The sequence below is a fragment of the Acinetobacter halobius genome (assembly GCF_044130335.1).
GTDB lineage: Bacteria > Pseudomonadota > Gammaproteobacteria > Pseudomonadales > Moraxellaceae > Acinetobacter.
Window position 1 is genome coordinate 1 of record NZ_JBIQOD010000009.1, and the last position, 25,056, is coordinate 25,056.

A 25,056-nucleotide genomic window follows, 5' to 3' on the forward strand; every position below is an offset into this window, starting at 1 on the left:
GAAAAAAAAAACGACCTGATACAGGTCGTTTTTTCCAAAAAACTAAAATTATTTAATTTTAGCTTCTTTGAAGATTACGTGTTGACGGATTTTTGGATCAAATTTTTTGATTTCCATTTTTTCCGGCATAGTACGTTTGTTCTTAGTTGTGGTATAGAAATAACCTGTACCAGCAGTAGAAACTAGGCGAATTTTATCACGCATGGTTCAGACTCCTTAGATCTTTTGACCTTGAGCACGTAGGTCAGCAACAACCTTTTCGATACCCAATTTGTCGATAATACGCATACCTTTTGTAGTTAGGCGAAGACGTACAAAACGTTTTTCGCTTTCTAACCAGAAACGGTGGTGATGCAGGTTCGGCTCGAACCGGCGTTTGGTTTTGTTATTGGCGTGCGAGACGTTGTTGCCAACGACTGGACGCTTGCCGGTAACTTGGCAAACCTTAGACATGGTGAACTCCATTGCTAGACAGCACCGATTGTGCGGCTAGTCATTAAAAGTAAACGGATGAAATCATTCAAGGGGCGTTTTATACCAAAAATGCGCTTAAAAGACAAGCGATTTTCATTAAAACTAGGCATGATCGAGTGTGATAGATCATGCCTTGATCATTTAACGAAGAAGGGTCTTTGAAATCAACTTGTGAATTGGCTTGTTAAACGGCGGAAGAATGAACTTCAAGCTATATAACTTGGGATTCGACATCACTGACCGTTCATGCGACAAACTGAAGAAACCTTCTGGACCATGATATTTCCCCATACCTGATGCACCGACACCACCAAATGGTAAATCGTCCTGTGCGACATGGGTTAAAACCGTGTTTTGTCCGAAATGCCCTGAATGAGTACGCTGTGCAACATAATCTGCACGCGCCTGATCAAAGTCGAAGTAGTATAAAGCAAGTGGACGCGGACGGCTATTAATAAACTCGATAACATCGTCTATTTGATCATATTCCATGATGGGAAGCAGCGGGCCAAAGATCTCTTCTTGCATAATGCGCATTTCAGGCGTGACCCCTGTTAGCAAGGTAGGGGGAACTTTACGTGTCTCTGTGAATATTTCATTGGCTGGATTGATTTCAATCACTTGTGCACCTTGTTCACGGGCATTTTCAAGATAGCCTTGTAAGCGATTGTACTGCCGTGCATTAATAATCGAGGTATAGTCAGGATTATGCAGAATGTCTGGGTACATTTCTTCTACGCATGCTTGGAAGTAATCAATGAACTCTGCGGTTTTACCTTTAGGCAAGAACATATAGTCAGGTGCCACGCAAGTTTGACCTGCATTCCAGAGTTTGCCTGCAGCAATACGTTGCGCAACATCTTTTAAATGAATAGAAGGATGCACTAATACGGGTGACTTACCGCCAAGCTCTAAGATTAGCGGTACCAGATTTTCAGCCGCAGCAGCCATGACCGTTTTACCGACATTGGTTGAACCTGTGAAAATCAGTTTGTCAAAAGCTAAACGACAAAATGCATCGGAGACTGCGCCCCCGCCATTGGTCACTGAAACCAATTCTTGAGGGAAAGCTTCAGAGAGTGCTTTTTCAAGAATACGACCAAAATTAGCCGATGAGCTAGAAATTTTGATCATGGCATGGTTGCCTGCAGCCAAAGCACAAATCAGGGGTCCAATCGAGAGTAATAAAGGATAGTTCCATGGGGTAATAATGCCGATCACCCCTAAAGGTTGATACTGCACCCACGCTTTTGCTGGTTGGTGAATGATTGAAACATGACGTTTCGATGGTTTCATCCATGAGCTCAAATGCTTGCTATAATATTTAATATGCTCAAGGCACGTCAGTAATTCGCCAATTTTAGTCTCGCTGGTTGAACGGTTGCCGTAGTCTTGATTAATTGCCTCTGCAAATTGATCTTGATACTTAACTAAGATACGCTTAAGTCGTGCTAGACGGTCAATACGCTCTTTTGCAGTTGGCAGTGGGTAGCGTAAATAAGCGTACTTTTGCTGTTCAAGCACATCATGCAGATGCTGAATATCATAAGAATGTGGTGTCAATGAAGTTGTTTTTGTTTGACTGTTCATACCGCACTACCATTTCACATTTCAATTTATGTTTAATTTTTAGAGCAATTACTCTAATTAGTCAAGTTACTTTATGTGTTAGTCTTCTAATGCACTGAATGAATGGTTATTTTAGGATGTCCCAAACTAAAACGTTGAAAACCAAAGAACGTATTTTGCAGCTCAGCTTGCAGCTTTTTAACGAGCGTGGAGAACGTTCTGTTACGACTAACCATATTGCTGCTGAATTGAATATGAGTCCAGGCAATTTGTATTATCACTTTCGTAATAAAAGTGAAATTATCAAAGAGTTAATGGAGCAATATCAGGGTGAGACCTTGCAAATGCTTGCACTTCCTGATGACCGAGCATTGGATGCGAATGATAAAATTCGTTATTTTCAGGTGTTAAGTAGCCAATTGTGGGCATATCGCTTTTTACATCGAGATGTCTATCATTTGGTTGAAAATAATGAAGATTTTCGTAAGATGTACCCGCGTTTTGCAGGGCAAGTAATGCAGCAAGGGCAAAAGATTTATCAAGCCTTTGTGGATGCAGGTCTGATGCAAATGACCGCCTCTGAAATTGAAGCCTTGATTATCAATTTATGGATTGTACTGACCAACTGGACTAACTTCCTTTATATGTCAGGGCATATTACTGACTCAAACCATTTAGAAGAAAAGTGGGTCTGGCAGGCGCTACGTCAAATGGTGTTCTTAGAAGGGGCATATTTACGTGGTGAGAGTCGTGAAACCTATGAGCGTTTATTAGATACCATGGGACCTTCGGAGCTGTTTTCGAGTTTGGCCGCATTTAAATCAGATGATAAGCCATAAGGTGTTTTGACAGCCGAGTAAAAAGCGCTAGAATACTCGGCTTGATTTTCATTTTACTGATTTAAACTGACATGAATATGACAACTGCTAACACAGCACGGTTACTGATTACTTGTGAAGATAAGCCAGGGATCGTGCAAGCTGTATCGAGCTTTTTGTATCATCAAGGCGCGAATATTACTGCGCTTGATCAATACGCGACCGAAGCTCAGGGCGGACGTTACTTCATGCGTGTTGAGTTTGAACTAGACAATTTGCAGTCGCGTAAAGAAAGTATCACCCAAACCTTTGCTGCAAATGTTGCAGAGCGTTATGAAATGCAATGGCGTTTGGCGCTAGTGAGTGATGTCAAGAAAGTTGGGATTTTGGTCTCTAAAGTCGACCATGCTTTATTGGAGCTCTTATGGCGACATTCACGCGGTGGTTTACCTTGTGAAATTACCAAAGTGGTTTCTAACCACGAGACTTTACGTGAAGCCGTTGAAAACTTTGGTATTCCATTTGAAGTGGTGCCTGTGACCAAAGACAATAAACGCGAAGCTTATGCAGAAATAGATCAATTAATGCAGGGTAACGATTTATTGGTACTTGCGCGTTATATGCAAATTCTAGATGAAGAGTTTGTGGCAAAGTGGGAAATGAAAGTAATCAATATTCACCACTCCTTCCTTCCTGCTTTTGTGGGGGCAAATCCATATAAGCAAGCCCATGAAAAAGGTGTCAAACTGATTGGTGCAACTGCGCACTATGTCACTGCGGATTTGGATCAAGGCCCAATTATCGAACAAGACGTAGAACGTGTAAATCATGACTTTACGGTAGATCAATTACGTGAATTAGGTCAGGATGTTGAACGTAATGTCTTGGCACGCGCAGTGAAATGGCACTTAGAAGACCGTATTATTGTGGATGGTAACAAAACAGTCGTTTTCCAATAAAAATAGATTGCGGACATGATTAGAAAAGGCATACATTAAGTATGCCTTTTTTGTTTAGGTATGATTAGAAAAAACCATAAAAAGTGATAAATTAATAGTTGCAAATGAAAACACTTCTCATTTATCATTGCGCTACTTTATTGTACTAACCGATAAGCATGATAGTGGAAACCGACAATGTCTCTGCTAAGCTTAAATTAGGTAACAGATTTTAATGAGTTCAACAGTTACTTCTCCTATGCAAACACCTAACCCCATGAAAAAGAAAGTTGTTGCTGCTTTGGTTGCGGTTGTGGTGGGGCATATGGGTGTATTGTGGGCGGTGAGCCACATGAAAGCTCCTGAACTCAGACCCATCGAAAAAGAACCCATGAAGGTTCGTTTCGTTAAAATTCAAGAACCACCAAAACCGCTACCGCCTAAGCCGAAGGAAGAACCTAAAAAGGAACCGACTAAGCCGAAGGAAGTGAAGATTGTGGAAAAACCACAACCGACTCCACCGAAAAAGGTAGAAAAGGTTCAACAAGTTAAAAAGGCGGAAGTAGTCAAACCTGTTGTTAAACCAACAGAGACTCCTATTAAGCCGACAGTTACCACGACCATTTCAGAGAAAAAAGTCGAAAAACCTGTCGTACAACCAGAACAAGCGAAACCTGTCACGCAAGCTGAACCTGCTGATACTTCACCTAAGTCGGTGTCGATTGGTGGTTCAGGTGTGCAATGGAGCCGCTCTCCAAAACCAGTTTATAGTAATCAAGATTTACAAGGTGAAAACCGTCAAGTAGTCGTACAGATTGAAGCAAATGAGAAAGGGGTCATTGTAAGTGCCCGCATTACGCGTTCAAGTGGCGTTCCTGCTTTAGATGAAAAGATTTTAAGAGCTGTCAAAGGCGCTAAGTTTAAACCTTATAAAGAGAATGGTGTGGCTTACCCAATTCGGGCCGTACAACCATTTGATTTAGAATTGAATACAAAACGCTAACTTTATCAGGAGTTCGAGTATGAACTTTTCAGTTTATTGGCAACATGCTGATGCAGTCAGTAAAACACTGTATTTCATCTTGTTGGCAATGTCGATTGCAACGTGGACCATTTTTGTTTTACGTATTATGGGTACACGTCAATTGAAACAACAAGCTTATGCTCAACTTTCACAGGCTTTAGCTAAGTTAAAATCAAAGATTGCTACACTAAACTTTGATCAACGCAAAGCTGTTGCTGAACAAGCTTTGCTTCGTCAGATTTCTGCAGAAAAAGCAAATGCTGAGAAAGGTGTTTCTATTTTAGGAACTATCGCATCACTTGCGCCTTTCGTTGGTTTGTTCGGGACCGTATGGGGGATTTTCCATGCCCTTGTTGCAGTCGGTAAAAGTGGTCAAGCAGGCTTAGCACAAGTGGCAACACCTGTGGGCGAAGCACTGATTATGACGGGCTTAGGTTTGGCTGTTGCGATTCCTGCTGTATTAGCGTACAACATCTGCGCACGTGTGAACCGTACCTTAGCACATGAACTTCAAGATCAAGCTCATGGTTTGTTGATTGACACTATGTTGCAGCAAGATTCAGCACCAGCAAGTGCTGAGGCGAAAACAACTCAATCAGGTTTAGTTGGAGGTCAAGCTTAATGGCTTTTCAATTGGGTGACGATAACGATGCTGGCATGAATGAGATGAACCTCATTCCGCTGATCGACATTATGTTGGTATTGATGATCATCTTTTTGGTGACAGCGACCGTTGCCAACCCATCAATTCCATTAACTTTACCAAAAACGACAGCGGATATTATCGACCCGCCGCCTAAAGCGATTACTGTTAGTATTAATGCGAAGGGTGAAGTGGCTTGGGATAATCAAGTGATTAGCTTGGAAGAGCTGCAAACTCGCTTTAATGAAGCGGGTGCGTTAGAAACCAAGCCAACAGTTCAACTTCGTGCAGATAAAGAATCTCGTTACGATATGGTCGCGCAAGTGATGTCTCGTGCAAGTGAGGCTGGACTGGCAGATATTGCTTTTGTTAGCGATAACTAAAAATGTAGATGATAAAAAAAGCGACTCTTGAAGTCGCTTTTTTTATGGTCAGTTATTGAGTTATTTGCTGTCTTTCAATAAAGCCTGAAACTTAGAACGGAGTTTCATGAGTTTTGGGGGGATAGCAAAGTTGCAATAACCTTGGGATGGATTCCGTGCATAAAAATTCTGATGATAATCCTCTGCGGCATAGAAGGTTGGTACTGGGCTGAGTTCCGTTACAATATCGAGACCTTCAGCTTTTAAGTCAGCAATCGCCTGTTCCGCTACAGCACGTTGAACATCGTCAAAATAATAAATGACAGAACGGTATTGTGTTCCAATATCGTTACCTTGACGGTTAAGTGTTGTTGGGTCATGGGTGGCAAAAAACACATCGAGCAATTGCGCATAGCTGATTTGCGTTTCATCAAAGTCAATCAAAATGACTTCTGCATGATTGGTATCGCCACGACAAATGTCTTCATAGGTTGGGTTATTGGTATGTCCACCTGCATAACCACTGGTCACTTTATGTATGCCTTGAAGCTCTAAATACACAGCTTCTACACACCAAAAACATCCACCGCCAAAAAGTGCCTGTTGCATTTTAAAATCCTAATTGTGTTTATATCTGTTGATATCAGGGCAGATTGGTTCACTACAATGTTGTTCGTTACGGATTAAAAAAGCCTGTGTTTACAGGCTTTTCTTAGCAACGATTTAACGTGGTTGAATCGCTGAACCAAACTGTAGCAACAAGTTGCCATGTCGATCGAGTAGTTTCAGCGTCTTGCCAAACACTTGGTAATGAGTCACTTTTGCAAGTGCCTCCTGAAATTGTTGTGGAACTGTACTGTTGTTTAAACAAGCCATACGTGTAGTTGCGAGTTGGCTCAAGGTGAGCGTATCGCGTCCTACGGTATAGCTACCCATAATACGATTACAGCCATCTGCCCCGCTGATGCGGTTATCTGCTGAAAATTGAAGGCTTGGGATGTTACGTTCATTTGGCGCTGTTTTAATTTCAGTATTGCCAATCTGTGTCAAAATCCAAGCCCTTTGCTGGAGTTGTTGAATATTGGCTATTTCAATGGTATCGGATGGGGCAGGTGTAGTTTGGCAGCCAGACATAATTAAGCTACTCGCTAAAAGACTGCTTGCAATCAGTTTTTTTAACATGGGTCAGACTCTTATTGTGATGTATGCTGAGAACTATCAAAGCAAATTTTGTTTTGAATTGCTAGTTTTAACTTGATGACTTTTGGTTGTATCTATTTACCTGTTTGGTCAACAGGTAAACCTTGGCGGATCAGTTGAGAGTACTGTGAACTGGTTAAAGGTGTATGACTGTTTACACGTGGATTAATATGGGCTTTTTGATACCACGTTTTCATATCCCATTGTGGGCTGATCGCCCCTAAATCATATAGATAATTCGGCAAATAACCCGAGGCTAAAATACGATAGTCTGTTGGCCATTGCTCTTGGGAAATGGCTTGAACCATATCAAACACCAAGGTTGTGCAATTACTGGTGAGGGTGTTATACCATTTAGGATGTTCGGCTAACTCATCCGCCTTACGTAAATACTCGGCGAACAGTGCTTTGCTTTCAGACTGTCCAAGGCGAATGGGAAAAAAATAAACCTGTTCATGACGAATATTACTGCGGGTATACACAATATCATGTTCGTCTGAGGCGATTAAACTCAACTCATATTTTCTAAAAAAACCACCGATGGCTGAAAATTCTTCATTTTTTTCTTTACGAATTTCAATAGAAAATGTGAGTGGTGCAGTATTGGCAAAGTCAAAACTGACGAGAGTATGCGCGATTTGCGGTCCCATCCAGTAGGAGGTGATGATGTTGACACCTGTAATTTGATTCAAATCAAAACTACGTGTATCCCACTGTTCCGTATATGAGCCATCTGAATGCCAAGTGAAATTACGAACATTGTGTAAGGTGACAAGGTCGCCTTGTTTTTCATAGGACAAAATTTTAGCGACTTCTGGGTTCCAGTCACGATCTTGGCGGGCCTCTAAACCAAAATACCAAGATAGGCTTAGTAAAAAACTAAGAATATAAATAACAATATCGCGGCGGCGACCAAAAAAGTTGTGACTAATGTAGATGCCTAATACGCTGAGTGCAAAAGCAATCCATGTTCCAATCAAAATACGACTAATGAGCCAGCCGAAAGGCTCTTGAATCCAAAGTGCAAAACATAGCCAAATAGAACTGAGCAAAACAAAAATACTAAACAGGGTGTGAATTAATCCAAAACCTAGCGTTCGCCAAAATTCTTTATTTGTCATGTTCTGCATCATGTTTTAGCAAGAAGAATATGCTTTATTTTTGATAGGTTGCGAACTCAAATGCAATCCCTGTTTTGTCATCAATATGTTGTTCTGACGCGACTTTTTTAAATGTTGACGGAATGGTTGGATAGTACGCATCACCTTGCACATTGAGCTCAACATGCGTGAGTTCTAAACGATCAGCAATGTCGATGGTTTGTTTAAAAATTTCACCACCTCCAATGATGTAAAGGCTATTCGGCTTTTCTGATGCTTGAACATCCGCAACAGCTTGTGTTAAAGCCTCTTCGATACTATATGCCACTTTGGTTCCTTCAAATGACCAAGTGCTGTCGCGAGTAATCACCCAATTGACACGTTTAGGTAAAACACGCCCCATAGACTCCAGTGTTTTACGTCCCATGATGACGACACCGCCTTGCGTAATTTCTTTGAAGTGTTTGAGGTCGGCTGAGATGTGCCAAGGAAGGTCATTGCCTTTACCAATGCAACGCTGTTGATCCATGGCAACGACATGTACAACTTCTAAGTTTTGAAAGGCCATAAGCTGCTCGAATGTGAAGTTTTATTATTTATTTTTCCTCAAGCCGAGGAAGAATATCTCTTTATAAATGCGAATCTCGCTGATTGAGCGAGATTCAATGAGTCTGTTTAAACAGCAACAGGAGCTTTAATCCCTGGGTGCGACTCATAACCAACGATTTCAATATCTTCAAACTTGAAGTCGAAAATATCTTTAACTTCTAGATTGAGTTGCAGTTGGCACAGTCCTAAAGGGTCACGGCTTAACTGAAGCTTCGCTTGCTCAAAATGGTTGGTATACAAATGCGTATCACCACCCGTCCAGACAAAGTCACCAACCTCTAAACCACAGACTTGCGCGATCATGTGGGTAAGGAGCGCATAACTGGCAATATTAAAAGGCACACCTAAAAATACATCTGCACTGCGCTGATAGAGCTGACAAGACAGTTTGCCGTTATGGACAAAAAACTGGAAGAGGGTATGGCACGGAGGAAGAGCAACTTGCCCAGCTTCTTGTGGATTCCAACCCGATACAATCAGACGGCGTGAATTGGGATTGGTCTTAATTTCATTCACTAACCAAGTAATTTGGTCAAAACCATCTTGTTCATATAGACCATCGGCTTTTTTCGTTGCGCCGAAGTTACGCCATTGATGACCATAGACAGGCCCCAATTCCCCTTCTGGGCGACCGAAACGTGCAGTTTGTTCTGCGGTAGACCATTCATCCCAAATAGAAACTTTATGGTCTTTTAAATACTGAACATTTGTATCCCCTTTTAAAAACCACAACAGTTCAATTACGATCGAACGAAAGTGCACTTTTTTAGTGGTTAATAAAGGAAAGCCTTTAGAAAGATCAAAGCGCATTTGATGACCAAAGACAGACCGCGTTCCCGTACCAGTACGGTCGCCTTTATCGCCACCGTTGTCGAGGATGTGTTGTAAAAGGTCCAAATATTGACGCATATTTCTCTCATATTTTTGGGTAATCACTTATGCGCATTCTAGCTGTTTTTTACTGAGGATGGAACTTCGCGGGATTTGAGCTTAGTGCGATTATTTGCTGTTTTGGCATGCTTCACTTTTTGCCATTAAAAAGGATTCTGATGCTTCAATGTGAGGTTTTCTTCAGGGTTGAAACCAAAAAATATAGCTATTTTTGTGCCGCAAGACGTACTCATTTGGATCTATATGGAGTTCAATATGCAGGAAATTTGAGCGAAAAATGATAGCCCACAGGAGACTTTTAACTGATAGATTGTTTGATAATTAATTTTTTAAATGAATCTTTATTTCAAAAAATACAGTGAAAATAGAACTTTAGAAAAGTGGCTTGGTTCTTTGAAAAAAAATATTACATTTAGAACATGAAAGTTCAATGCTGAGCGGTTAGTATTTCCAACTCGAAAAGATGTAAGACCCTGATGATTGGGAGGAGTGTTGGTTTTAGTATGCCTTATGATCAAAACGTGAATATGAACGAAGTCTATGCGCCTGCGCAAACCAATATCATAATACGTTCCCAGTCAGAGAGAAACGTTACCGCTGCTGAAATCCTGACCTCGAAGAAGGCAAGAGAAAGAGCAATCAATAGTAATCAACGCGTAGATATTGAAAAATTTACGGGGTTTCTAAAAAATATTACTCGTCAAACCAGTACTCAGAAATGTGCGAAAAGCATTCGCTTAGGTCTAGAGTCTGCGGGTGCTCAGTTTAAAAATCATCCCGTTGCTGCGGCGGATTGGGGGAGAACCTTAACCAGTATTGGCTACCGCAAAATCAACCTGTCTTTTGATCAGCCTAAAAAAGGCGATATCTATATTATTGACCGGACTGCAAAAAATCGTTATGGACATATTGCCGCTTATTCAGGTAACGGCTGGGTTTCAGACTTTAAACAAAGTGGTTATGCAGTTTACCGTAATCAAAATGTGAACTATAGTTACTATCGAATGGATTAAAGGATATAAATATCCCTCCAATATTCTGCTTAAAATCTTCTTTCGCGTTGTGCATAGATTGACACTAAAAATAAACCAATCCCGCTAAAGCCGATACACTGAAGCGCAAGCACGATTTTATGCTGATGAGGTAAATAGCCGATTAAGCAAATCAGTGCAATGACGGGAAAGAATGTCACTAAGCGTGAAAAACCTTCACGATAAGGGTGATCTGGTACCATTCTCAATGGGATAAGGCGTAACAGATGCGTTGTAATACCAATCACTAGACTCAAACCAATAAAAATCGTGCCAAGCTGCTGAACTTGTGCTGCCATAAAAATCATCACACAAGTTGCAATAGACACGATCAGTTTAATTTGACGGGTACAGCGTTCAGAATACCAAAATTTCAACATGGTTTATTTGGACTCAGATGCAGTGTTGTTATGCAAAAGAGATAAGGGGGAGAATAAGCAAATACCTAATGCCATAAAGCCCACACCTTGTGCACCAGGAATAAGGAGCTCGCCATCTTTAATATTCATAAAAATCAATGCTAAGAGTAGAGCAATCGGAATCCATGTGAGTAAGCGATATAAAAAACCTGTAGGATTTTTCCCTGCAAAATGAATTTTACAATAACGACAAATCAGAAAAATAATCCCTGTGCCTAAGAACATCAAGACCGCATCAAGACGCAATGGTTCCATCCAATACAATAGGTCTGTTACGATCGCAATCGCGACAAAAATAAATAATTTTTTTAGAACAGAAATCGAGGGATTAAACCAAAATTCAAGCATGGGGATGATGTATTTTAAACTGAGATAAGTACCACTTTAGCATAATTTAGCCATAAAAAAGGGGGCGATGATGCCCCCAATATTGAATCATAGCGGTTAATTAACCATTGTTCTTTTGTGGACCCCAATCATAGATTTTCTTTTGGTAGGCATACCACATCATCCAGATTCCGACCAAGATCATTGGTAGGCTAAGGAACTGACCTTTACTCATCCATGCGATGAACAGTTGGCCATTGTCTGGTTCCCGGAAGAATTCGACGATGAAACGCGCTATACCATAACCAATCAGGAATAGGGCAGACACAGCCATACGTGGACGTGGTTTTGAGCTGAACCACCACAAGACGATGAACAGCAGTAAGCCTTCAAAAAAGGCTTGATAGAGTTGAGAGGGGTGACGAACCAGTTGTAATGGGTCGGTTGGAAAGATCATGCCGAGCGCAAAGTTCGGGTCGCTTACAGGGCGTCCATAGAGTTCCCCACCAATAAAGTTACCAAAGCGTCCAAACATAAGACCTGTAGGTACACAGGGAGCAATGAAGTCGAGGGTTTGGAACCATGTCATGGCGTACTTCTTACACCAGAACAGCATGGCAAGCATTACACCTAAGAAGCCGCCATGGAAACTCATGCCGCCTGTCCAGACTTGGAATAGCCAAATCGGATTGGCAAGGAACTGCTCAAAACCATAAAAGAGGACGTAACCGACACGACCACCAATCACTACACCGAGAGCACCGTAAAAAATTAGATCAGAGACCATATCGGGTGTCCAGCCACGCTCTTTAGCGCGATAGCTTGCCAGTCCCCAAGCAAACAAAAAGGCCAATAAATACATCAGTCCGTACCAATGGACTTGTAAAGGGCCAAGTGCTATTGCGACGGGGTCAATATTTGGATAGGTCAGCATGCATATTCCTAGTCATTATGTTTTGAACAGATTTTAGCTGAAAGAGATGAAAAATGTTGTACATTCAATGTGTAAAGATGATGAGTATCGTTTATGTGCATTGTGGCAATTGCATGGCAGGTCTTGGATGATCTGCCATTGTGTTTGATTTCAAATCGAGATGAGTTCTATCAGCGTCCTTCGAGTCCTTTAAAACAGTGGGAAAATAGTCCGATTATTGCAGGGCAAGATTTGCAGTCTGGTGGTACGTGGATGGGTATTACACCCACAGGGCGCTGGGCGGTTTTGACTAACTTTCGCGATGGTCGTGATCAAACCTGTTATCCCACATCTCGTGGGCATTTGATTCAATCTTTTTTAGAGTCGGAACAAACGCCAATTCGTTTTGCACAAGACTTAGAGAAACAACAATGTGACTATGCGGGCTTTAACTTGTTTATGGGTGATCGTCATCAAGCTGTTTATATGAGTAATCGTGGTGAGGCACCACAGATTTTGCCTAAAGGCGTATATGTAGTGTCAAATGGTTTAATGACCGAACATTGGGAGAAGACCAAACATTTACGCAAACGCTTTACTCAAGAGTTTTTACCAATGTTGCAACAAAGCCATATTTTACAAAGTGATGTGGAGATGGCTGCATGGGATATTTTGGAAGATGAGCGTAAGATTATCCCCGACTTGTTACCACAAACGGGGATTAGTCAGGACATGGAGGAGTTATTGTCTTCGACTTTTATTCAAAGCCCAATTTATGGTACACGTTGCTCTAACTTCCTGCGCATGACTCATGAACATTGCTCTTGGCTGGAAAAGCAGCAACAGGGCGAGTTGAAAGGGCTTATTACTGAGCAGAGGGTAGTTGTTAAGACTTAAAAAATGCCGACTCGATGTCGGCATTTTTTTAAGGTCGGTTTTAAGAGGCTTTGGTTTCAGTCTTTTTCTTTTCAATAGATGGCATCAAGTCTGCTGTTAAATAACCCACACTTGCACTATAGCCATTATTGTAATTGGCTAAAGTTGCGGCTTTCAAATCTGCTGATAAGCTCTTCATATCACCCGCATGCTGGAAATTGCTCATGATATAAGTCCAACCATTTACAGAGTCTACCGCATGTAAACCAGTTGACTCTGCACCAGCAGGGGTCGAGAGTAAACGTACAGGATCTGCTTTGGTATCAACGTTATATGCCCATAGGAAGTTATTTGGGTGGTTCCCACTGTCTTCACCAATGAACAACGTACGTAGCGTTTCAGAGAACTTTAAGTTGTCAGGGCTTGCGATTTTATCTGGATTTGCAGTGTTGCCTAAACTATCTACTGTGATGTCTTCACCCATCAATAACATTTTAGATTGATGTGGAACCCACTCACTGTCGATTGGTTGACCATCGGTTGTGTTCTGGCCTGCTGTTAAATCATGTGCCAGCACGCCACCTGCGGTGATTTTTTTCGTAAATGAAACATTGTGCGCAGCAACCCATGCCGCATTGTCTTTGATCATTGAATCTTGAATGTTGGCTAAAGCAGAATACGCCACTTTATCCTTAATGTTGATGGTGGTGCCTTCCATTTTGGTGAAGGCCATACTGCCACCTTTGAGTGCTGCATAACGGTGGGTTTCAAGGAAGGCTGCTGCTTTTTCCATACCCGGTTTTACTTTTACCCAAAGTTTCTTCTTGGCTAAAATAATTTCGGTGTATGACGTGTCATTTGGATTGGTGGTTAAACTTTCCATAATATCGCTAGGTTGAATATTGTTAACATTCACCATGTTTTCAATTTCTTGACTGGTTGCATGACCAAGTTCAATCCATTTGATTTGACCTGTGCTACTCTCTGTCAGTTCAGATACATATTGAGCGACATAAAGCTTACCAGCCGACAAATCTTTTGCGACATCGGCAATGAACATAAAGAAACCGCCATTGGTGTAGTCATCGCCCATAATCACGGTACGGTTATCAGGCATAACATGTACAAGCTCATGCGAGATACGCCCCATGCAGAAGTGTTTTACAATGCTACCGCTACCATCTTTGTTGACAATCACCTCAGGTAAATGACCATAGTTATATGGTTTAGCGACTGTTTCATCCCCAAAGAAGTTTTTGCTGATCCCTTTTGGACTTGGCCCGCCAATACCTTGTTCAAATGCATCAGGTTCATATTCTTCGCTCGATAAATGTGTGTTCCACGGCGACAGACTTGCACCACACGTGATCCATAGTCCATGAACTGCCGATGTATCAACATTAAAGTATTTTTTAAGCTCTAAATGGCCTGTCGTTTGATTTTGGTCTAGCGTTAAAATCGCGATTGGGGAGGGTAAGTTGCCATACTCGCTCACGCCAGCTAAGTTTAGGGATGCATATTCAAATTGCACCACATGGAACACTGGATTGCTTACACCTTCAACCTGAGCACCTTCTAAATGGATCAGTGATGAGCCATCTGGGCAGTCTGAAAAGAATTGGCGTGGTGAGCTTGGAACAGATGTATCCATAATGGCTTCACCTTTGGCATTAAAATAGCCCCCAGCAATGATTTCACCACCGCCCCATTTAGGCACTGTATTACCCGTTTCAAAAAAGCTTTGATAGCCGAGTTGGTACTCTGAACTGGTCGAGTCATCCCAGTCGATTTTGAGTTTTGAGCTGACCGAAGTTTTAGCACGGTCAGCAATTACAATCGGTGCTGCCATTGCTGTAAATGTTGCTGTTTTTAAGTTTGCAGGTTTTGTCACTGGTGGTGTTACATTGGTTTCGTTGTCGCTGTCATTACAACCGCTTAATGCTGCTGCGGTTGTCATTGCCCCAAGCGGTAAAAAAGGAATTCCCGCAAACCATTTTAAAAGATCACGACGACTTGGCTGATTTGTTGTGGCTGTCATAGTAAGTCCATATCAATAATTGTAAGTAAGTTGAGCTAGATTGTAGGAAGCGCAAATGACGTTTTATTTACAGTTTTGGGTCAATTTAAAGACAGAAGTTGATAGGATGATGCTTTAAATTACAAATGAAAAATCCTCCATACAGTGTTGGAGGAAAGGGAAGAGAAATTGATTCTTTTTAAGCTTTAGTGGCTTATAGTTTTTCTTTTTTCTAATAGTTTTCCGAAAAATAAACCAACTTCAAATAATAACCACATTGGTACTGCAAGCATAATCATCGAAAGTGCATCAGGAGGTGTGACAAACATGGCAATGAAAAAGCATCCGACTACGATAAAGCGACGCTTTTCAGCCAAACTTTGAGTGCTAACCACACCAATTAAAATCAGGATGAGGGTAATAATTGGAATTTCAAAAGTGAGTCCAAACACTAAAAAAAGTTTCAGGCAAAAACTGAGATAACTATTGATATCTGTCATCGGTGCAACACTTTCAGGTGAGACACTGATAAAAAAATGTAATATGGCTGGAAGGGTAATGAAATAGGCGAAGGCTACGCCAATATAAAACAGTGCAATACTCCCTACGAGCAAAGGAATGGCCAAAAAACGCTCTTTCTCATAGAGTGCGGGTCGAACAAATGACCAAAGTAAATAGATGATAACTGGCATAGCCAACATCAGCGCAACAAATAAATTTAATTTAAATGGCGCCATAAATGTTGCTGTGACATCTGTCGCAATCATGGTGGAGTTGACGGGGAGTTGTTGGCGTAATGGCTCTGATAGCAATTGATAGGTTGTATTACGAAATGGCAGTAGGCAAAAAAACAACAACAGGGTAATACCAACAATTTTAAATAGGTACTTACGCAGTACAATTAAGTGCTGCATGACAGGCATTTGTTCTAATTGTTCATCTTGGCCTGTGCTTGAGTCGGGCCTTGTTGACACTTGATTCATACTGCGATCTTCAATTCAGGTTGGATAGGTACATTTGCTGCGTTGGGCATAGGTGTAGCATGTTGTTTAAGATGGTTGATTGAAAATGGGGCTAAAGGAGAAGGGGCTAGCCACTGATATTTATAGGTTATTGCATTTTCAACTTTGACCATTGGAGCAGATTGACTGAGATGATCAAGCTGCTTTTGTAGACGCTGTTCCAACTCAGTCATGCGTTCAATTTCTTTTTGGATTTCTTGACGAAATTCAGAAAGCTTCAGCTCACGATCGACTTCTGTTTGAACACTATTGATAAAGCGTTTGGCTTTGCCATACCATTTGGCTGCAAAGCGTGCCGCTTCAGGTAGCTTTTCAGGACCTAAAACTAATAATGCAACAATAGCGAAGCATAATAGTTCTGTCATACCGACATTTAGCATGGCAATGCTCGCTTAGCTTTTGATCGTACTTTCTGTACTTTTGACATGAGCATCAATTGTTTTTGGCTCATTTAACTGTGCCTGTTCTGTTTCATCATCTCGAATCGACTTTTTAAAGTCTTTTACAGCACCACCAACGTCTTTACCTAAGTTTTTGAGTTTGGCTGTACCAAAAAGAAGAATCACAACAATTGCAAAAATTAGTACATGCCAAATTGATAATCCCGCCATGGGTCGTTCCTCATCATTTTTCGTTTTCCCTATATCAACAGGCTTGTATGACATGGAGGTGACGGTCATATTTCAGTTTCAAGACAACATGCGATAAAAAAGACATTTAGAAAAGTGAACTTTCACCTATTGGATCGTTATGACTGTGCTAGGATTTAGCCTTTCTCTATATGAAAAAATAACTCAATGGCGCTCATTCTTCCTCTCATTTCATTTCTGATCGGGTACTGGGGAGCCGAAAAGCTAAAATCGTTTCGTGCACTTTTAGCTTCATTATTGGCACGTTTGCTGATTCCTGTTGTCATTATCTACAACATGGTGTTTTACAAAGAGGGAAGTCTGTGGCTGATTGCATTTAGCTTTTTTAGCTCTATTTTTTTCTTTGTTATCTTTTATGCCATGCTTAAAGATAAATTACGTGTACTGTGTTTGAGTTATTTAAATGGTGCATGGTTGGGTTTTCCATTTGCCTTGGCGATATTTGGCCCTGAAGCCAGTAGCACGATTGTCGCTTTGTATATTGGAGGGTCACTTTTTGGTAATATTTGCGCCGTAATTGCAGTGAGTGAAACCAAGCAAGATCCAAAGTTTATTTTAAAAAATGTCCTGCTTTCTCCGCCTGTAGTTGCGCTTTGTGTCGCAGCTGTACTGTCAGTTTGGGATTTAAGTCTGTGGGAACATCATCCAGTGATTCAGTTTCTGTATCAGTTAAATAAAGTTTTGGTGACGTTTTCAGGGATGTGTGTTTTGGGCATGTGGCTCAGTAAAGTCAGGATTCATTGGATCGACTTAAAACAGAGCCTCATTTTGATTTTTAGTCGGATGTTAATTGCCGTTTTATTGTGTACTGTGGCGTATTTTTGGTTACCCATTCCGCATGTGGTTTTGACTTATGCCATTATGTTGATGTTCTTTTTATTGCCACCAGCGGCAAATATTGTGGCTTTAGAAACATATTATCAAGGTACAGGACATTCTGCGAAATACATTGCATCAGGTACGATTGCCAGTGCGATATTGATTGGTGCGTATGGTTTACTGATCCATGCTTTGATTCCGAGTTTATAAAGAATCCCTCATCCTGATCTTTGAAAAGCAGGAGAGGGATCTATTGTAAAGCTAGATTTTAGTGTTTCAAACTGGCTTTAAACAGTTGCATCGCCTGACCACGATGGCTGATTTTATTTTTTTCTTCTTTGCTCATTTCTGCACTTGAGAGCCCTAAGTTCGGTAACCAAAACAGTGGGTCATAACCAAACCCATTTTCACCGCGAGCAGCTTCGAGTACTTCACCTTTCCAAATGCCTTGGAAAATTTGAGGAAGGGGATCATCGGCATGTTGTACTAAGGCTAAAACGCATACAAACATGCCTTCAATGGCCTCACTTTCTTTACGCAATGGCTTGAGCTCAGCCAATAGTTTTTGGTTATTGGCAGCATCATCGCCGTGTTCACCTGCATAACGCGCAGAGTAAATCCCAGGTGCACCACCTAACACTGGAACACAAATCCCTGAGTCATCTGCAATGGCAGGTTTTCCTGAAATTTTAGAGGCATGGCGTGCTTTAATGATGGCATTCTCAATAAAGCTCAAACCATCTTCAATGGCATCTTCAATATTCAATTTACCTTGAGCAATCACTTCGACAGGTAAGTTGAGTTCTGCAAATAATTTTTCAAATTCAGCAATTTTGCCTTTGTTATTGCTTGCGAGGACTAACGTGCCTTGAGATAACCAATCAGTTGATGCCATGTGAAAGATCCGTGCTTTAAAAATTATGCGGTTATTTTAACAAGTCCTACTCATGGATAGGCAATAAAAAAGCACCCGAAGGTGCTGAGTATGGAAATAAAAGCTTATTGGGCTTGAATCCATTTGTCTGCACGGTCACGTGCTTGACGAATTTGATCTTGGGTTAAGTTTGCTGCCAAGGCTGTTTTCTTGCCTTCAGAAAGCGTGATTACTTTATTGTCGAGCATGCCATCACGGGTTGAAAGTTCATACCATTGGTAAGCACCCATGTAATTTTTCTTTTGCTCTTCCATCATGGCTAAGTTAAAGCTTGCGCGGTTATCACCACGGCTGGCTGCTTTTTCAAAGTATTGACGTGCTAAAGATTCATCTTTTTTGGTGCCTAGACCATCTGCAAGCATACGTCCCACATTCAGCTGAGCCGCCGAAAGACCTTGATCAGCAGCAGCTTTATACCAAGCAAAAGCCTGTCGTTCATCTGCAGCAATGTCTTTGCCTTGTTGGTACTTGGTTGCAAGATAGAACTGTGCAGCAGGCTGGCCTGCTTTTGCTGCTTTAATTAAGCTATTGATATCCATAACAGAATATTGTGCAGCTTGACTCGCAACAGACGTGGTTGGGGAAACATAATCTGCATGAGCTTGAATGCTCAAAAGTCCAACCAGTAGCGTCGTGCTTAAGAATAGTTTTTTCATAGAGCGCTCACTCGATAAATTGCGACTTCACCAAACAAATTCGGGAGACGTTTACTGAGTAAACTATCTTGTTGATCCCCATTTACAGCGAGTCGATTAATAATTCTGATGTTATTTTCCGCACAAAGTGCTTCAAAATCACGGAAAGTACATAAGTGGATATTGGGTGTGTTATACCACATGTACGGCAAAGCTTCAGAAACGGGCATCATTCCTTTCAGTGCCAAGAAAGAACGGGTCTTCCAGTGGGCAAAGTTAGGAAATGTAATGATTGCCTGTTTCCCTACGCGCACCATATCACGTAATAAAACATCTGGTGCATCTACCGCTTGCAAGGCTTGTGCCATAACGACATAGTCAAAAGACTGGTCTGCAAAACGGCTTAAACCCAAGTTTAAGTCTTGTTGGATAATATTTAACCCGCGACCGACCGCAATTGCAATCTTTTCTTGATCAATTTCCAGTCCATATGCGCGAATATTGTGCTTTTTGCTCATATGGGCCAGTAATTCACCGTCACCACAGCCCAAATCGAGTACGCTGGAATCAGGTTTGATCCATTTTTCTGCCAGTTGATGATCAATACGCATTACACAGCCCCCTGAGATGTTGCTTGAAGGTGTTCAGAACCGCCCAGAAATGCACGTAATGCTTTTACATACAAAGGAATCGGGAACAGGAATGAGTCATGGCCTTGTTCAGCATCGATATCTAAATAGCTCACCGGTTTGTGGTTGGTGATCAGCGCATCCACAATTTCTTGTGAGCGTTGCGGGGTAAAACGCCAGTCGGTGGTAAAGGACACCACGAGGAACTGACATTTGGTCTGTGACATGGCTTTAACTAAAGACTGCTCATACTCACGTGCAGGATCAAAATAATCCAAAGCTTTGGTCATAATCAGGTAAGTGTTGGCATCAAAGTTACGGCTAAATTGCTCACCTTGATAACGCAAATAGCTTTCGACTTGGAACTCGACATCGAAACCATACATAAATTTGCCTGACTTTAGGTCACGACCAAATTTCTGCTTCATGGCTTCTTCAGATAAGTAGGTAATATGACCGACCATGCGTGCCAAAATTAGGCCACGTTTTGGATAGCTGTCATTTTCAAGATAGCGACCATCATGGAAGTCTGGATCAGACAAAATTGACTGGCGTGCGACTTCGTTAAAGGCAATATTCTGAGCCGATAATTTCGGCGCACTGGCAATAATCACGCATTTTTGCAAGCGATCAGGATAATCAACCGACCATTGCAAGGCTTGCATACCACCCAATGAACCGCCAATCACCGCGCTCCAGACATGAATGCCCAGATGATCAGATAAAATGGCTTGGGTTTTAACCCAGTCACGGACGGTGACTAAAGGAAAGTCTGGGCCATAAGGGCGGTTGTCATTTTCAGGGTTTGGCGAAGTTGGACCCGTAGAACCATTACAACCGCCAATATTGTTCAGTGCAAGCACGAAAAATTTCGAGGTATCAATCGCTTTACCTGGGCCAATACAAGCATCCCACCAACCCGGTTTTTTATCATCGGCATGATGATAACCCGCGGCGTGATGATGTCCTGATAGCGCATGGCAAATTAAAATCGCATTGGATTTATCTGCATTGAGTTCCCCATAGGTTTCAACCATCAATTCATAACGAGGAAGAATACGACCGCATTCGAGCTCTAACGGCTCTTCAAAAGTAAACTTTTGTGGAGTAACGATACCCACGGAGTCAGCAGGAAAAGACACAGGAATAATACGCCTTAAATCTTTGGGATTAATAAACAAAAGGATACCACTTGAGGGTATCCTTCTAAAGTCATTTTAGTGCTAATTATTATTGCTAATACTTATACCGCAGCAGCAATGACTTGATCTGTGCTTAACACACCTTGATCAATTAAGCGGTTGGTACACGCAATAATCGCTTCAATTGATGAGGTCACAATGTTGTCGTGAATACCCGCACCGAATGCTGATTTGCCTGTGCCTTTGACTTGTAATTCAACCAAAGCCAGTGCTTTTGCATTGGCACCCGAACTAATACCACGCTCTTCATAGCTCAAGACATCAATTGGTAACTGTAAAGCATCTAACATTGCAGAAATCGGGCCGTTGCCTTCACCACGTAATTGCTGCGTTTCACCATTTACTTCAACATCAAGTTCAACCACTTGCTTGCCGTTGTTGTCATATAAACGGTAGTTTTTGGTTGAATAATGTGTATCTTTGGTATTCACATAGGTTTCTTTGAACAATTTCCAAATTTCTTGTGCGGTAATTTCAGTGCCTTCCTCATCGGTACGTTTTTGTACGGTTTGAGAGAATTCAATTTGGATACGACGTGGCAAGACCACGTTGTAATTTGCTTCTAACAAGTAAGCAATACCGCCTTTACCAGACTGTGAGTTGACGCGGATTACAGCATCATAGTCGCGACCCAAGTCTTTCGGGTCGATAGGTAAGTACGGCATATCCCAAATTTCTTCGTTCTTTTGGAACTCGAAGCCTTTTTTGATGGCATCTTGGTGTGAACCAGAGAACGCTGTGAAGACCAAGTCACCTGCATAAGGGTGGCGAGGGTGAACAGGCAAGCCTGTACATTCTTCTACCGTTGCAATAATTTCATTAATATTTGAGAAATCTAAGTTTGGTGCAACGCCTTGGGTATACATGTTCAAGGCAATTGCAGCAACATCGACATTACCTGTGCGTTCGCCATTACCAAACACACAACCTTCGACACGGTCTGCACCGGCCATAATCGCCAATTCTGATGCCGCAATCCCACAGCCGCGGTCGTTGTGACAGTGTACCGAAATGATGACACCATCACGACGTTCAATGTTACGGTGCATCCATTCGACTTGGTCTGCATAAACATTCGGTGTTGAAACTTCAACTGTTGCAGGTAAGTTTAAGATTACTTTATTGCTTGGAGATGCTTCCCAAATTTCCGTGACTGCATCACACACGTCTTTTGCAACGTCTAATTCGGTTGCAGAGAAACACTCTGGGCTGTATTGGAATATCCACTCCGTTTCAGGATATTGTGCTGCATATTCTTTAACTTTGGTCGCTGCATTAACTGCTAATTTTTTCGCACCCGCAACATCGACATTTAAGACTTTTTGACGGAAGGTTGGGGCATTTGAATTATAAATATGCACAATCGCACGTTTTGCGCCGACTAAAGATTCAAAAGTACGTTGGATCAAATGATCACGTGCTTGAACCAAAACTTCGATATAGACATCGTCTGGAATGTGATTTTCTTCGATCAATTTGCGAGTAAAGTCAAAGTCAATTTGAGATGCAGAAGGGAAACCGATCTCAATGTGTTTGAAACCAATTTTGACCAACATTTGGAACATTTTAAATTTTTGTTCCATATCCATCGGTTCAAAAATTGCTTGGTTACCATCACGTAGGTCAGTACTCATCCAAATAGGCGCTTTTGTAATTTCGTTGTTTGGCCATTGACGGTCTGGCAAGTCAACACGTTGGTACATGCGACGATATTTTTTACTTGGATCAGCTAACATCATGAGGTAACTCCTTACATAGTATGGGTTGCATTTGAGTGGGTAAGAAAAAGCAACCTACTATTTATATAGATTGTGTCTATGTGCTCTATTTACAAGGGAGTCTTCAGGGTGTTTGTAAACGTAAATATTTGATACGACTTAGATTTACCGTGAGTAACCTTGTAAGCTTATATTGAAGAGTTTAATGCAGTTAAGTCGAAAAGATTTTTCTTTTTTTATGGCTTTTAGTCGTATCTGAAAAAATATTTCCCGCTATTGGGCGCTATAGGGGAAATATTTCCGCATATGTTTTCAATGTGTTTGATATTTTTCTATAAATAACGAATTTGATTCATTTCATTCGCTATTTATAGAGGGTTATGAAAACTCTATAATCATATCTGTCTGTATATCTGCAAGGGTTGCAGTGCCCATCAAAGCCATGGTGATTTCAAACTCTTCTTTTAAGATTTTAAGCACGTGGGCAACGCCTAAAGCACCTGCGGTGGCCAGACCATAAATACACGGTCGCCCAACTAAAACTGCGGAAGCACCTAAGGCAATCGCCTTAAATACATCTGAACCGCGACGAATACCGCCATCGTATAAAAGCGGGAAGTCACTAGGTACGGTCTTTTTGATGAGCTGCAAGGCTTTTAATGGGGGAATGCAGGTATCTAAAACGCGACCACCGTGGTTGGAGACAATCAGGCCTTGTACGCCGTGTTGAATGGCCAGTTGCGCATCGAGTGGACTGACGATGCCTTTTAACAGAATGGGTAAATCAGTCTGTTGAACTATCCACGCGATATCTTCCCATGTAGGGGAAATTTTCATTAGGCCATTAAACACGGGATGATCACCTTCTTGCAGTTCAGGTAGCGGAATATGAGCAGGGGTATGTGGGTGTTGCATGCCTTCAGGTAAGTGAAAAAATGCACGACGTTCACGGTCACGAATCCCTGTATGTGGTGAGTCTACAGTGATGACAATGGCGGTGAAATTTTGTCCCTCAGCGAGTTTAAGCAAAGCCAAAGATTTATCGCGGTCACCTTGCCAGTACAGTTGAAACCATTTGTAGGGATTCTCTGATTTGAATGTGCGCATATCGGTATTGGTAAAAGTACTCAAAATCATATTACTGCCGAGTACTTCAGCCGCCAACGCGGTTGCAGCTTCTGCGTCAGGATGAAACTGCTGTTGATGACCAATCGGTGCAACAAAAATAGGATGTGGAAAGCTTTGTCCTAAGATTTCACAGCTCGTATTGCCTTGAGTGAGATCTCTTAACATGCGTGGTATTAAGTGCAGGTTTTGGAATTGAGCGAGGTTATTCTGAACACTGAGCTCATCCATTGAACCACCTTGCAAATAGTGCCAAACCATTTCTGGCAGATGTTTTTCTGCTTGGCGCTCATAGTCTGCAACGGTTTGCAGGGAGGCAGGAATTTGGGTGAGTGGTGCTAAGATTGATGCAGTGTTCATAAGTCAGCCCATTGACGTAATAAATTATGATAATGGTGAGTGAGATTCAGCACTTCTTCACTGTCCCCGAGCTGTTGGCGTAGTTTTAAGATGGTCATGTCCAAGTTAAATAGCATACTGCGTTGCCAATCATCTTTGACCATACTTTGCATCCACGTAAATGAAGCAATCCGTTTCCCTTGGGTCACGGGTTCAACACGATGTAGACTGGTTGCAGGGTAAATAATCGCATCGCCTGCGTCGAGTTTGACTTCATGGCTACCATAATGATCTTCAATGATTAATTCACCGCCTTCATATTCATGCGGTTCTGACAGAAAAACGGTGATGGAAACATCGGTACGAATTGCTTGTCCTGCATCCGAGCTAAACTGTATTGCACTATCCACGTGGTTGCCGTATGCGCCAAGGGATTGATAGCAATTAAACATCGGGGTTAACACATGTTTTGCCAAAGTTGCAGATCGAATTAAAGTGTTTTGTTGGATGGCTTGTGAAAGTATAGGGTGAAGTGTTTGATAAATTGCACTATGTACATCAATTTGTAAGTTACTTTTAATTTTTTGTGCCTGTGCACCTGCGCTATCCTGTCCTGAAACCCATGCATGGCTATGATCCAGTTGGTGTCGAATTTGCGCTACTTGTTGTTTGGTTAACACAGCTGGAATATGTAGCATCATATCGTTTTAGGCTCCCCTTGGGACAAGCTGGCCATTGGCTAAGATAGATTTGAATGTAAAAATGTAGTGTA

30 protein-coding genes are annotated in these 25,056 nt (G+C 41.6%); 8 read left to right on the forward strand and 22 right to left on the reverse strand.

Translation table 11 applies throughout. The annotated features are described in order from the left end of the window. Positions 1 to 48: 48 nt before the first annotated feature. From rpmG to ACE01U_RS09435, 3 genes are all read right to left on the reverse strand, one after another. Entirely contained in the window at positions 49 to 204 is a 156-nt protein-coding gene (gene rpmG / locus ACE01U_RS09425) for a 50S ribosomal protein L33 (RefSeq protein WP_003654787.1), read from the reverse strand. Positions 205 to 216: 12 nt separating this feature from the next. Then, positions 217 to 453, reverse strand: a complete 237-nt coding sequence (rpmB, locus tag ACE01U_RS09430; protein ID WP_000048256.1) for a 50S ribosomal protein L28 — start codon at positions 451 to 453, stop codon at positions 217 to 219. A 162-nt stretch (positions 454 to 615) separates the two neighbouring features. Next, the gene (locus ACE01U_RS09435) at positions 616 to 2,064 is read right to left on the reverse strand and encodes a coniferyl aldehyde dehydrogenase (protein WP_086209967.1); all 1,449 of its coding nucleotides are present in this window, start codon (positions 2,062 to 2,064) and stop codon (positions 616 to 618) included. Positions 2,065 to 2,180: 116 nt separating this feature from the next. Here ACE01U_RS09435 and ACE01U_RS09440 point away from each other — a divergent pair, with 116 nt between their 5' ends. The 5 genes from ACE01U_RS09440 to ACE01U_RS09460 all read left to right on the forward strand — a co-directional run bounded on the left by ACE01U_RS09440 (position 2,181) and on the right by ACE01U_RS09460 (position 5,849). Further along, complete coding sequence (locus ACE01U_RS09440) at positions 2,181 to 2,882, forward strand: TetR/AcrR family transcriptional regulator (RefSeq protein ID WP_086209966.1); 702 nt, start codon at positions 2,181 to 2,183, stop codon at positions 2,880 to 2,882. A 71-nt stretch (positions 2,883 to 2,953) separates the two neighbouring features. Next, positions 2,954 to 3,820, forward strand: coding sequence for a formyltetrahydrofolate deformylase (purU, locus tag ACE01U_RS09445; protein WP_086209965.1), 867 nt, complete (start codon positions 2,954 to 2,956; stop codon positions 3,818 to 3,820). Positions 3,821 to 4,034: 214 nt separating this feature from the next. Further along, a complete protein-coding gene (locus ACE01U_RS09450; RefSeq protein WP_086209964.1) occupies positions 4,035 to 4,802 on the forward strand; it encodes an energy transducer TonB family protein in 768 nt (255 codons plus the stop codon). Positions 4,803 to 4,821: 19 nt separating this feature from the next. Beyond that, on the forward strand, positions 4,822 to 5,445 hold the full coding sequence (locus ACE01U_RS09455; protein WP_086209963.1) for a MotA/TolQ/ExbB proton channel family protein: 624 nt from the start codon (positions 4,822 to 4,824) through the stop codon (positions 5,443 to 5,445). Continuing rightward, positions 5,445 to 5,849: an ExbD/TolR family protein gene (locus ACE01U_RS09460; protein WP_086209962.1), complete on the forward strand. Its 405-nt coding sequence runs from the start codon at positions 5,445 to 5,447 to the stop codon at positions 5,847 to 5,849. The genes ACE01U_RS09455 and ACE01U_RS09460 overlap by 1 nt, the downstream gene beginning before the upstream one ends. A gap of 60 nt (positions 5,850 to 5,909) precedes the next feature. Here the strand turns inward: ACE01U_RS09460 and msrA are convergent, their stop codons facing one another. The 5 genes from msrA to thyA form a co-directional block, all read right to left on the reverse strand. Further along, on the reverse strand, positions 5,910 to 6,437 hold the full coding sequence (gene msrA, locus ACE01U_RS09465) for a peptide-methionine (S)-S-oxide reductase MsrA (protein WP_151706579.1): 528 nt from the start codon (positions 6,435 to 6,437) through the stop codon (positions 5,910 to 5,912). Between the two features lie 114 nt (positions 6,438 to 6,551). Beyond that, positions 6,552 to 7,010, reverse strand: coding sequence for an META domain-containing protein (locus ACE01U_RS09470; protein WP_086209960.1), 459 nt, complete (start codon positions 7,008 to 7,010; stop codon positions 6,552 to 6,554). A 92-nt stretch (positions 7,011 to 7,102) separates the two neighbouring features. Then, a complete protein-coding gene (locus ACE01U_RS09475; RefSeq protein WP_395579373.1) occupies positions 7,103 to 8,158 on the reverse strand; it encodes an Lnb N-terminal periplasmic domain-containing protein in 1,056 nt (351 codons plus the stop codon). Between the two features lie 25 nt (positions 8,159 to 8,183). Continuing rightward, positions 8,184 to 8,696 carry a dihydrofolate reductase gene (locus ACE01U_RS09480; RefSeq protein WP_086209958.1) on the reverse strand — a complete coding sequence of 171 codons (513 nt, stop codon included), beginning with the start codon at positions 8,694 to 8,696 and terminating at the stop codon, positions 8,184 to 8,186. 107 nt (positions 8,697 to 8,803) lie between these two features. Continuing rightward, a complete protein-coding gene (thyA, locus tag ACE01U_RS09485) occupies positions 8,804 to 9,646 on the reverse strand; it encodes a thymidylate synthase (RefSeq protein ID WP_395579317.1) in 843 nt (280 codons plus the stop codon). Between the two features lie 485 nt (positions 9,647 to 10,131). Here thyA and ACE01U_RS09490 point away from each other — a divergent pair, with 485 nt between their 5' ends. After that, positions 10,132 to 10,641 carry a CHAP domain-containing protein gene (locus ACE01U_RS09490; protein ID WP_110974993.1) on the forward strand — a complete coding sequence of 170 codons (510 nt, stop codon included), beginning with the start codon at positions 10,132 to 10,134 and terminating at the stop codon, positions 10,639 to 10,641. A 29-nt stretch (positions 10,642 to 10,670) separates the two neighbouring features. Here the strand turns inward: ACE01U_RS09490 and ACE01U_RS09495 are convergent, their stop codons facing one another. From ACE01U_RS09495 to lgt, 3 genes are all read right to left on the reverse strand, one after another. Then, positions 10,671 to 11,039 carry a hypothetical protein gene (locus tag ACE01U_RS09495; RefSeq protein ID WP_395579318.1) on the reverse strand — a complete coding sequence of 123 codons (369 nt, stop codon included), beginning with the start codon at positions 11,037 to 11,039 and terminating at the stop codon, positions 10,671 to 10,673. Positions 11,040 to 11,042: 3 nt separating this feature from the next. Next, positions 11,043 to 11,426 carry a hypothetical protein gene (locus tag ACE01U_RS09500; protein ID WP_395579319.1) on the reverse strand — a complete coding sequence of 128 codons (384 nt, stop codon included), beginning with the start codon at positions 11,424 to 11,426 and terminating at the stop codon, positions 11,043 to 11,045. A 100-nt stretch (positions 11,427 to 11,526) separates the two neighbouring features. Continuing rightward, the gene (gene lgt, locus ACE01U_RS09505) at positions 11,527 to 12,339 is read right to left on the reverse strand and encodes a prolipoprotein diacylglyceryl transferase (RefSeq protein WP_110974991.1); all 813 of its coding nucleotides are present in this window, start codon (positions 12,337 to 12,339) and stop codon (positions 11,527 to 11,529) included. Between the two features lie 93 nt (positions 12,340 to 12,432). On the opposite strand from lgt, the gene ACE01U_RS09510 reads away from it, so the two are divergent. Continuing rightward, positions 12,433 to 13,215 (forward strand): NRDE family protein, encoded by a 783-nt coding sequence (locus ACE01U_RS09510; protein WP_395579320.1) that lies wholly within the window; start codon positions 12,433 to 12,435, stop codon positions 13,213 to 13,215. A gap of 40 nt (positions 13,216 to 13,255) precedes the next feature. On the opposite strand, the gene ACE01U_RS09515 is transcribed toward ACE01U_RS09510, so the two are convergent. The 4 genes from ACE01U_RS09515 to tatA form a co-directional block, all read right to left on the reverse strand. Further along, positions 13,256 to 15,232, reverse strand: coding sequence for a PhoX family protein (locus tag ACE01U_RS09515; protein ID WP_119064605.1), 1,977 nt, complete (start codon positions 15,230 to 15,232; stop codon positions 13,256 to 13,258). A 185-nt stretch (positions 15,233 to 15,417) separates the two neighbouring features. Beyond that, entirely contained in the window at positions 15,418 to 16,194 is a 777-nt protein-coding gene (gene tatC, locus ACE01U_RS09520; RefSeq protein ID WP_086209950.1) for a twin-arginine translocase subunit TatC, read from the reverse strand. Next, on the reverse strand, positions 16,191 to 16,613 hold the full coding sequence (gene tatB / locus ACE01U_RS09525) for a Sec-independent protein translocase protein TatB (RefSeq protein ID WP_395579321.1): 423 nt from the start codon (positions 16,611 to 16,613) through the stop codon (positions 16,191 to 16,193). The genes tatC and tatB overlap by 4 nt, the downstream gene beginning before the upstream one ends. Positions 16,614 to 16,625: 12 nt before the next feature. After that, on the reverse strand, positions 16,626 to 16,844 hold the full coding sequence (gene tatA / locus ACE01U_RS09530) for a Sec-independent protein translocase subunit TatA (protein WP_086210022.1): 219 nt from the start codon (positions 16,842 to 16,844) through the stop codon (positions 16,626 to 16,628). 186 nt (positions 16,845 to 17,030) lie between these two features. On the opposite strand from tatA, the gene ACE01U_RS09535 reads away from it, so the two are divergent. After that, positions 17,031 to 17,912: an AEC family transporter gene (locus ACE01U_RS09535; protein ID WP_395579322.1), complete on the forward strand. Its 882-nt coding sequence runs from the start codon at positions 17,031 to 17,033 to the stop codon at positions 17,910 to 17,912. Between the two features lie 58 nt (positions 17,913 to 17,970). Here the strand turns inward: ACE01U_RS09535 and rdgB are convergent, their stop codons facing one another. The 7 genes from rdgB to ACE01U_RS09570 all read right to left on the reverse strand — a co-directional run bounded on the left by rdgB (position 17,971) and on the right by ACE01U_RS09570 (position 24,985). Continuing rightward, positions 17,971 to 18,597, reverse strand: coding sequence for an RdgB/HAM1 family non-canonical purine NTP pyrophosphatase (gene rdgB, locus ACE01U_RS09540; protein WP_395579323.1), 627 nt, complete (start codon positions 18,595 to 18,597; stop codon positions 17,971 to 17,973). Positions 18,598 to 18,701: 104 nt separating this feature from the next. Continuing rightward, positions 18,702 to 19,292 (reverse strand): tetratricopeptide repeat protein, encoded by a 591-nt coding sequence (locus tag ACE01U_RS09545; protein ID WP_086209946.1) that lies wholly within the window; start codon positions 19,290 to 19,292, stop codon positions 18,702 to 18,704. Next, positions 19,289 to 19,882 carry a methionine biosynthesis protein MetW gene (gene metW / locus ACE01U_RS09550; protein ID WP_004979039.1) on the reverse strand — a complete coding sequence of 198 codons (594 nt, stop codon included), beginning with the start codon at positions 19,880 to 19,882 and terminating at the stop codon, positions 19,289 to 19,291. The genes ACE01U_RS09545 and metW overlap by 4 nt, the downstream gene beginning before the upstream one ends. After that, positions 19,882 to 21,042, reverse strand: coding sequence for a homoserine O-succinyltransferase MetX (gene metX / locus ACE01U_RS09555; RefSeq protein ID WP_086210021.1), 1,161 nt, complete (start codon positions 21,040 to 21,042; stop codon positions 19,882 to 19,884). The genes metW and metX overlap by 1 nt, the downstream gene beginning before the upstream one ends. Positions 21,043 to 21,143: 101 nt before the next feature. After that, positions 21,144 to 22,841 (reverse strand): 2-isopropylmalate synthase, encoded by a 1,698-nt coding sequence (leuA, locus tag ACE01U_RS09560; protein WP_110974985.1) that lies wholly within the window; start codon positions 22,839 to 22,841, stop codon positions 21,144 to 21,146. Between the two features lie 357 nt (positions 22,842 to 23,198). Further along, the gene (locus ACE01U_RS09565) at positions 23,199 to 24,305 is read right to left on the reverse strand and encodes an alpha-hydroxy acid oxidase (RefSeq protein WP_395579324.1); all 1,107 of its coding nucleotides are present in this window, start codon (positions 24,303 to 24,305) and stop codon (positions 23,199 to 23,201) included. Next, the gene (locus ACE01U_RS09570; RefSeq protein ID WP_086209943.1) at positions 24,302 to 24,985 is read right to left on the reverse strand and encodes a Fe2+-dependent dioxygenase; all 684 of its coding nucleotides are present in this window, start codon (positions 24,983 to 24,985) and stop codon (positions 24,302 to 24,304) included. The genes ACE01U_RS09565 and ACE01U_RS09570 overlap by 4 nt, the downstream gene beginning before the upstream one ends. Between the last annotated feature and the right edge of the window lie 71 nt (positions 24,986 to 25,056).

Bases quoted from the DNA above. Each gene is read 5' to 3' on its own strand.
- rpmG (WP_003654787.1), bottom strand. From the start codon at position 204: ATGCGTGATAAAATTCGCCTAGTTTCTACTGCTGGTACAGGTTATTTC.
- rpmB (WP_000048256.1), bottom strand. From the start codon at position 453: ATGTCTAAGGTTTGCCAAGTTACCGGCAAGCGTCCAGTCGTTGGCAAC.
- ACE01U_RS09435 (WP_086209967.1), bottom strand. From the start codon at position 2,064: ATGAACAGTCAAACAAAAACAACTTCATTGACACCACATTCTTATGAT.
- ACE01U_RS09440 (WP_086209966.1), top strand. From the start codon at position 2,181: ATGTCCCAAACTAAAACGTTGAAAACCAAAGAACGTATTTTGCAGCTC.
- purU (WP_086209965.1), top strand. From the start codon at position 2,954: ATGAATATGACAACTGCTAACACAGCACGGTTACTGATTACTTGTGAA.
- ACE01U_RS09450 (WP_086209964.1), top strand. From the start codon at position 4,035: ATGAGTTCAACAGTTACTTCTCCTATGCAAACACCTAACCCCATGAAA.
- ACE01U_RS09455 (WP_086209963.1), top strand. From the start codon at position 4,822: ATGAACTTTTCAGTTTATTGGCAACATGCTGATGCAGTCAGTAAAACA.
- ACE01U_RS09460 (WP_086209962.1), top strand. From the start codon at position 5,445: ATGGCTTTTCAATTGGGTGACGATAACGATGCTGGCATGAATGAGATG.
- msrA (WP_151706579.1), bottom strand. From the start codon at position 6,437: ATGCAACAGGCACTTTTTGGCGGTGGATGTTTTTGGTGTGTAGAAGCT.
- ACE01U_RS09470 (WP_086209960.1), bottom strand. From the start codon at position 7,010: ATGTTAAAAAAACTGATTGCAAGCAGTCTTTTAGCGAGTAGCTTAATT.
- ACE01U_RS09475 (WP_395579373.1), bottom strand. From the start codon at position 8,158: ATGCAGAACATGACAAATAAAGAATTTTGGCGAACGCTAGGTTTTGGA.
- ACE01U_RS09480 (WP_086209958.1), bottom strand. From the start codon at position 8,696: ATGGCCTTTCAAAACTTAGAAGTTGTACATGTCGTTGCCATGGATCAA.
- thyA (WP_395579317.1), bottom strand. From the start codon at position 9,646: ATGCGTCAATATTTGGACCTTTTACAACACATCCTCGACAACGGTGGC.
- ACE01U_RS09490 (WP_110974993.1), top strand. From the start codon at position 10,132: ATGCCTTATGATCAAAACGTGAATATGAACGAAGTCTATGCGCCTGCG.
- ACE01U_RS09495 (WP_395579318.1), bottom strand. From the start codon at position 11,039: ATGTTGAAATTTTGGTATTCTGAACGCTGTACCCGTCAAATTAAACTG.
- ACE01U_RS09500 (WP_395579319.1), bottom strand. From the start codon at position 11,426: ATGCTTGAATTTTGGTTTAATCCCTCGATTTCTGTTCTAAAAAAATTA.
- lgt (WP_110974991.1), bottom strand. From the start codon at position 12,339: ATGCTGACCTATCCAAATATTGACCCCGTCGCAATAGCACTTGGCCCT.
- ACE01U_RS09510 (WP_395579320.1), top strand. From the start codon at position 12,433: ATGTGCATTGTGGCAATTGCATGGCAGGTCTTGGATGATCTGCCATTG.
- ACE01U_RS09515 (WP_119064605.1), bottom strand. From the start codon at position 15,232: ATGACAGCCACAACAAATCAGCCAAGTCGTCGTGATCTTTTAAAATGG.
- tatC (WP_086209950.1), bottom strand. From the start codon at position 16,194: ATGAATCAAGTGTCAACAAGGCCCGACTCAAGCACAGGCCAAGATGAA.
- tatB (WP_395579321.1), bottom strand. From the start codon at position 16,613: ATGCTAAATGTCGGTATGACAGAACTATTATGCTTCGCTATTGTTGCA.
- tatA (WP_086210022.1), bottom strand. From the start codon at position 16,844: ATGGCGGGATTATCAATTTGGCATGTACTAATTTTTGCAATTGTTGTG.
- ACE01U_RS09535 (WP_395579322.1), top strand. From the start codon at position 17,031: ATGGCGCTCATTCTTCCTCTCATTTCATTTCTGATCGGGTACTGGGGA.
- rdgB (WP_395579323.1), bottom strand. From the start codon at position 18,597: ATGGCATCAACTGATTGGTTATCTCAAGGCACGTTAGTCCTCGCAAGC.
- ACE01U_RS09545 (WP_086209946.1), bottom strand. From the start codon at position 19,292: ATGAAAAAACTATTCTTAAGCACGACGCTACTGGTTGGACTTTTGAGC.
- metW (WP_004979039.1), bottom strand. From the start codon at position 19,882: ATGCGTATTGATCATCAACTGGCAGAAAAATGGATCAAACCTGATTCC.
- leuA (WP_110974985.1), bottom strand. From the start codon at position 22,841: ATGATGTTAGCTGATCCAAGTAAAAAATATCGTCGCATGTACCAACGT.
- ACE01U_RS09565 (WP_395579324.1), bottom strand. From the start codon at position 24,305: ATGAACACTGCATCAATCTTAGCACCACTCACCCAAATTCCTGCCTCC.
- ACE01U_RS09570 (WP_086209943.1), bottom strand. From the start codon at position 24,985: ATGATGCTACATATTCCAGCTGTGTTAACCAAACAACAAGTAGCGCAA.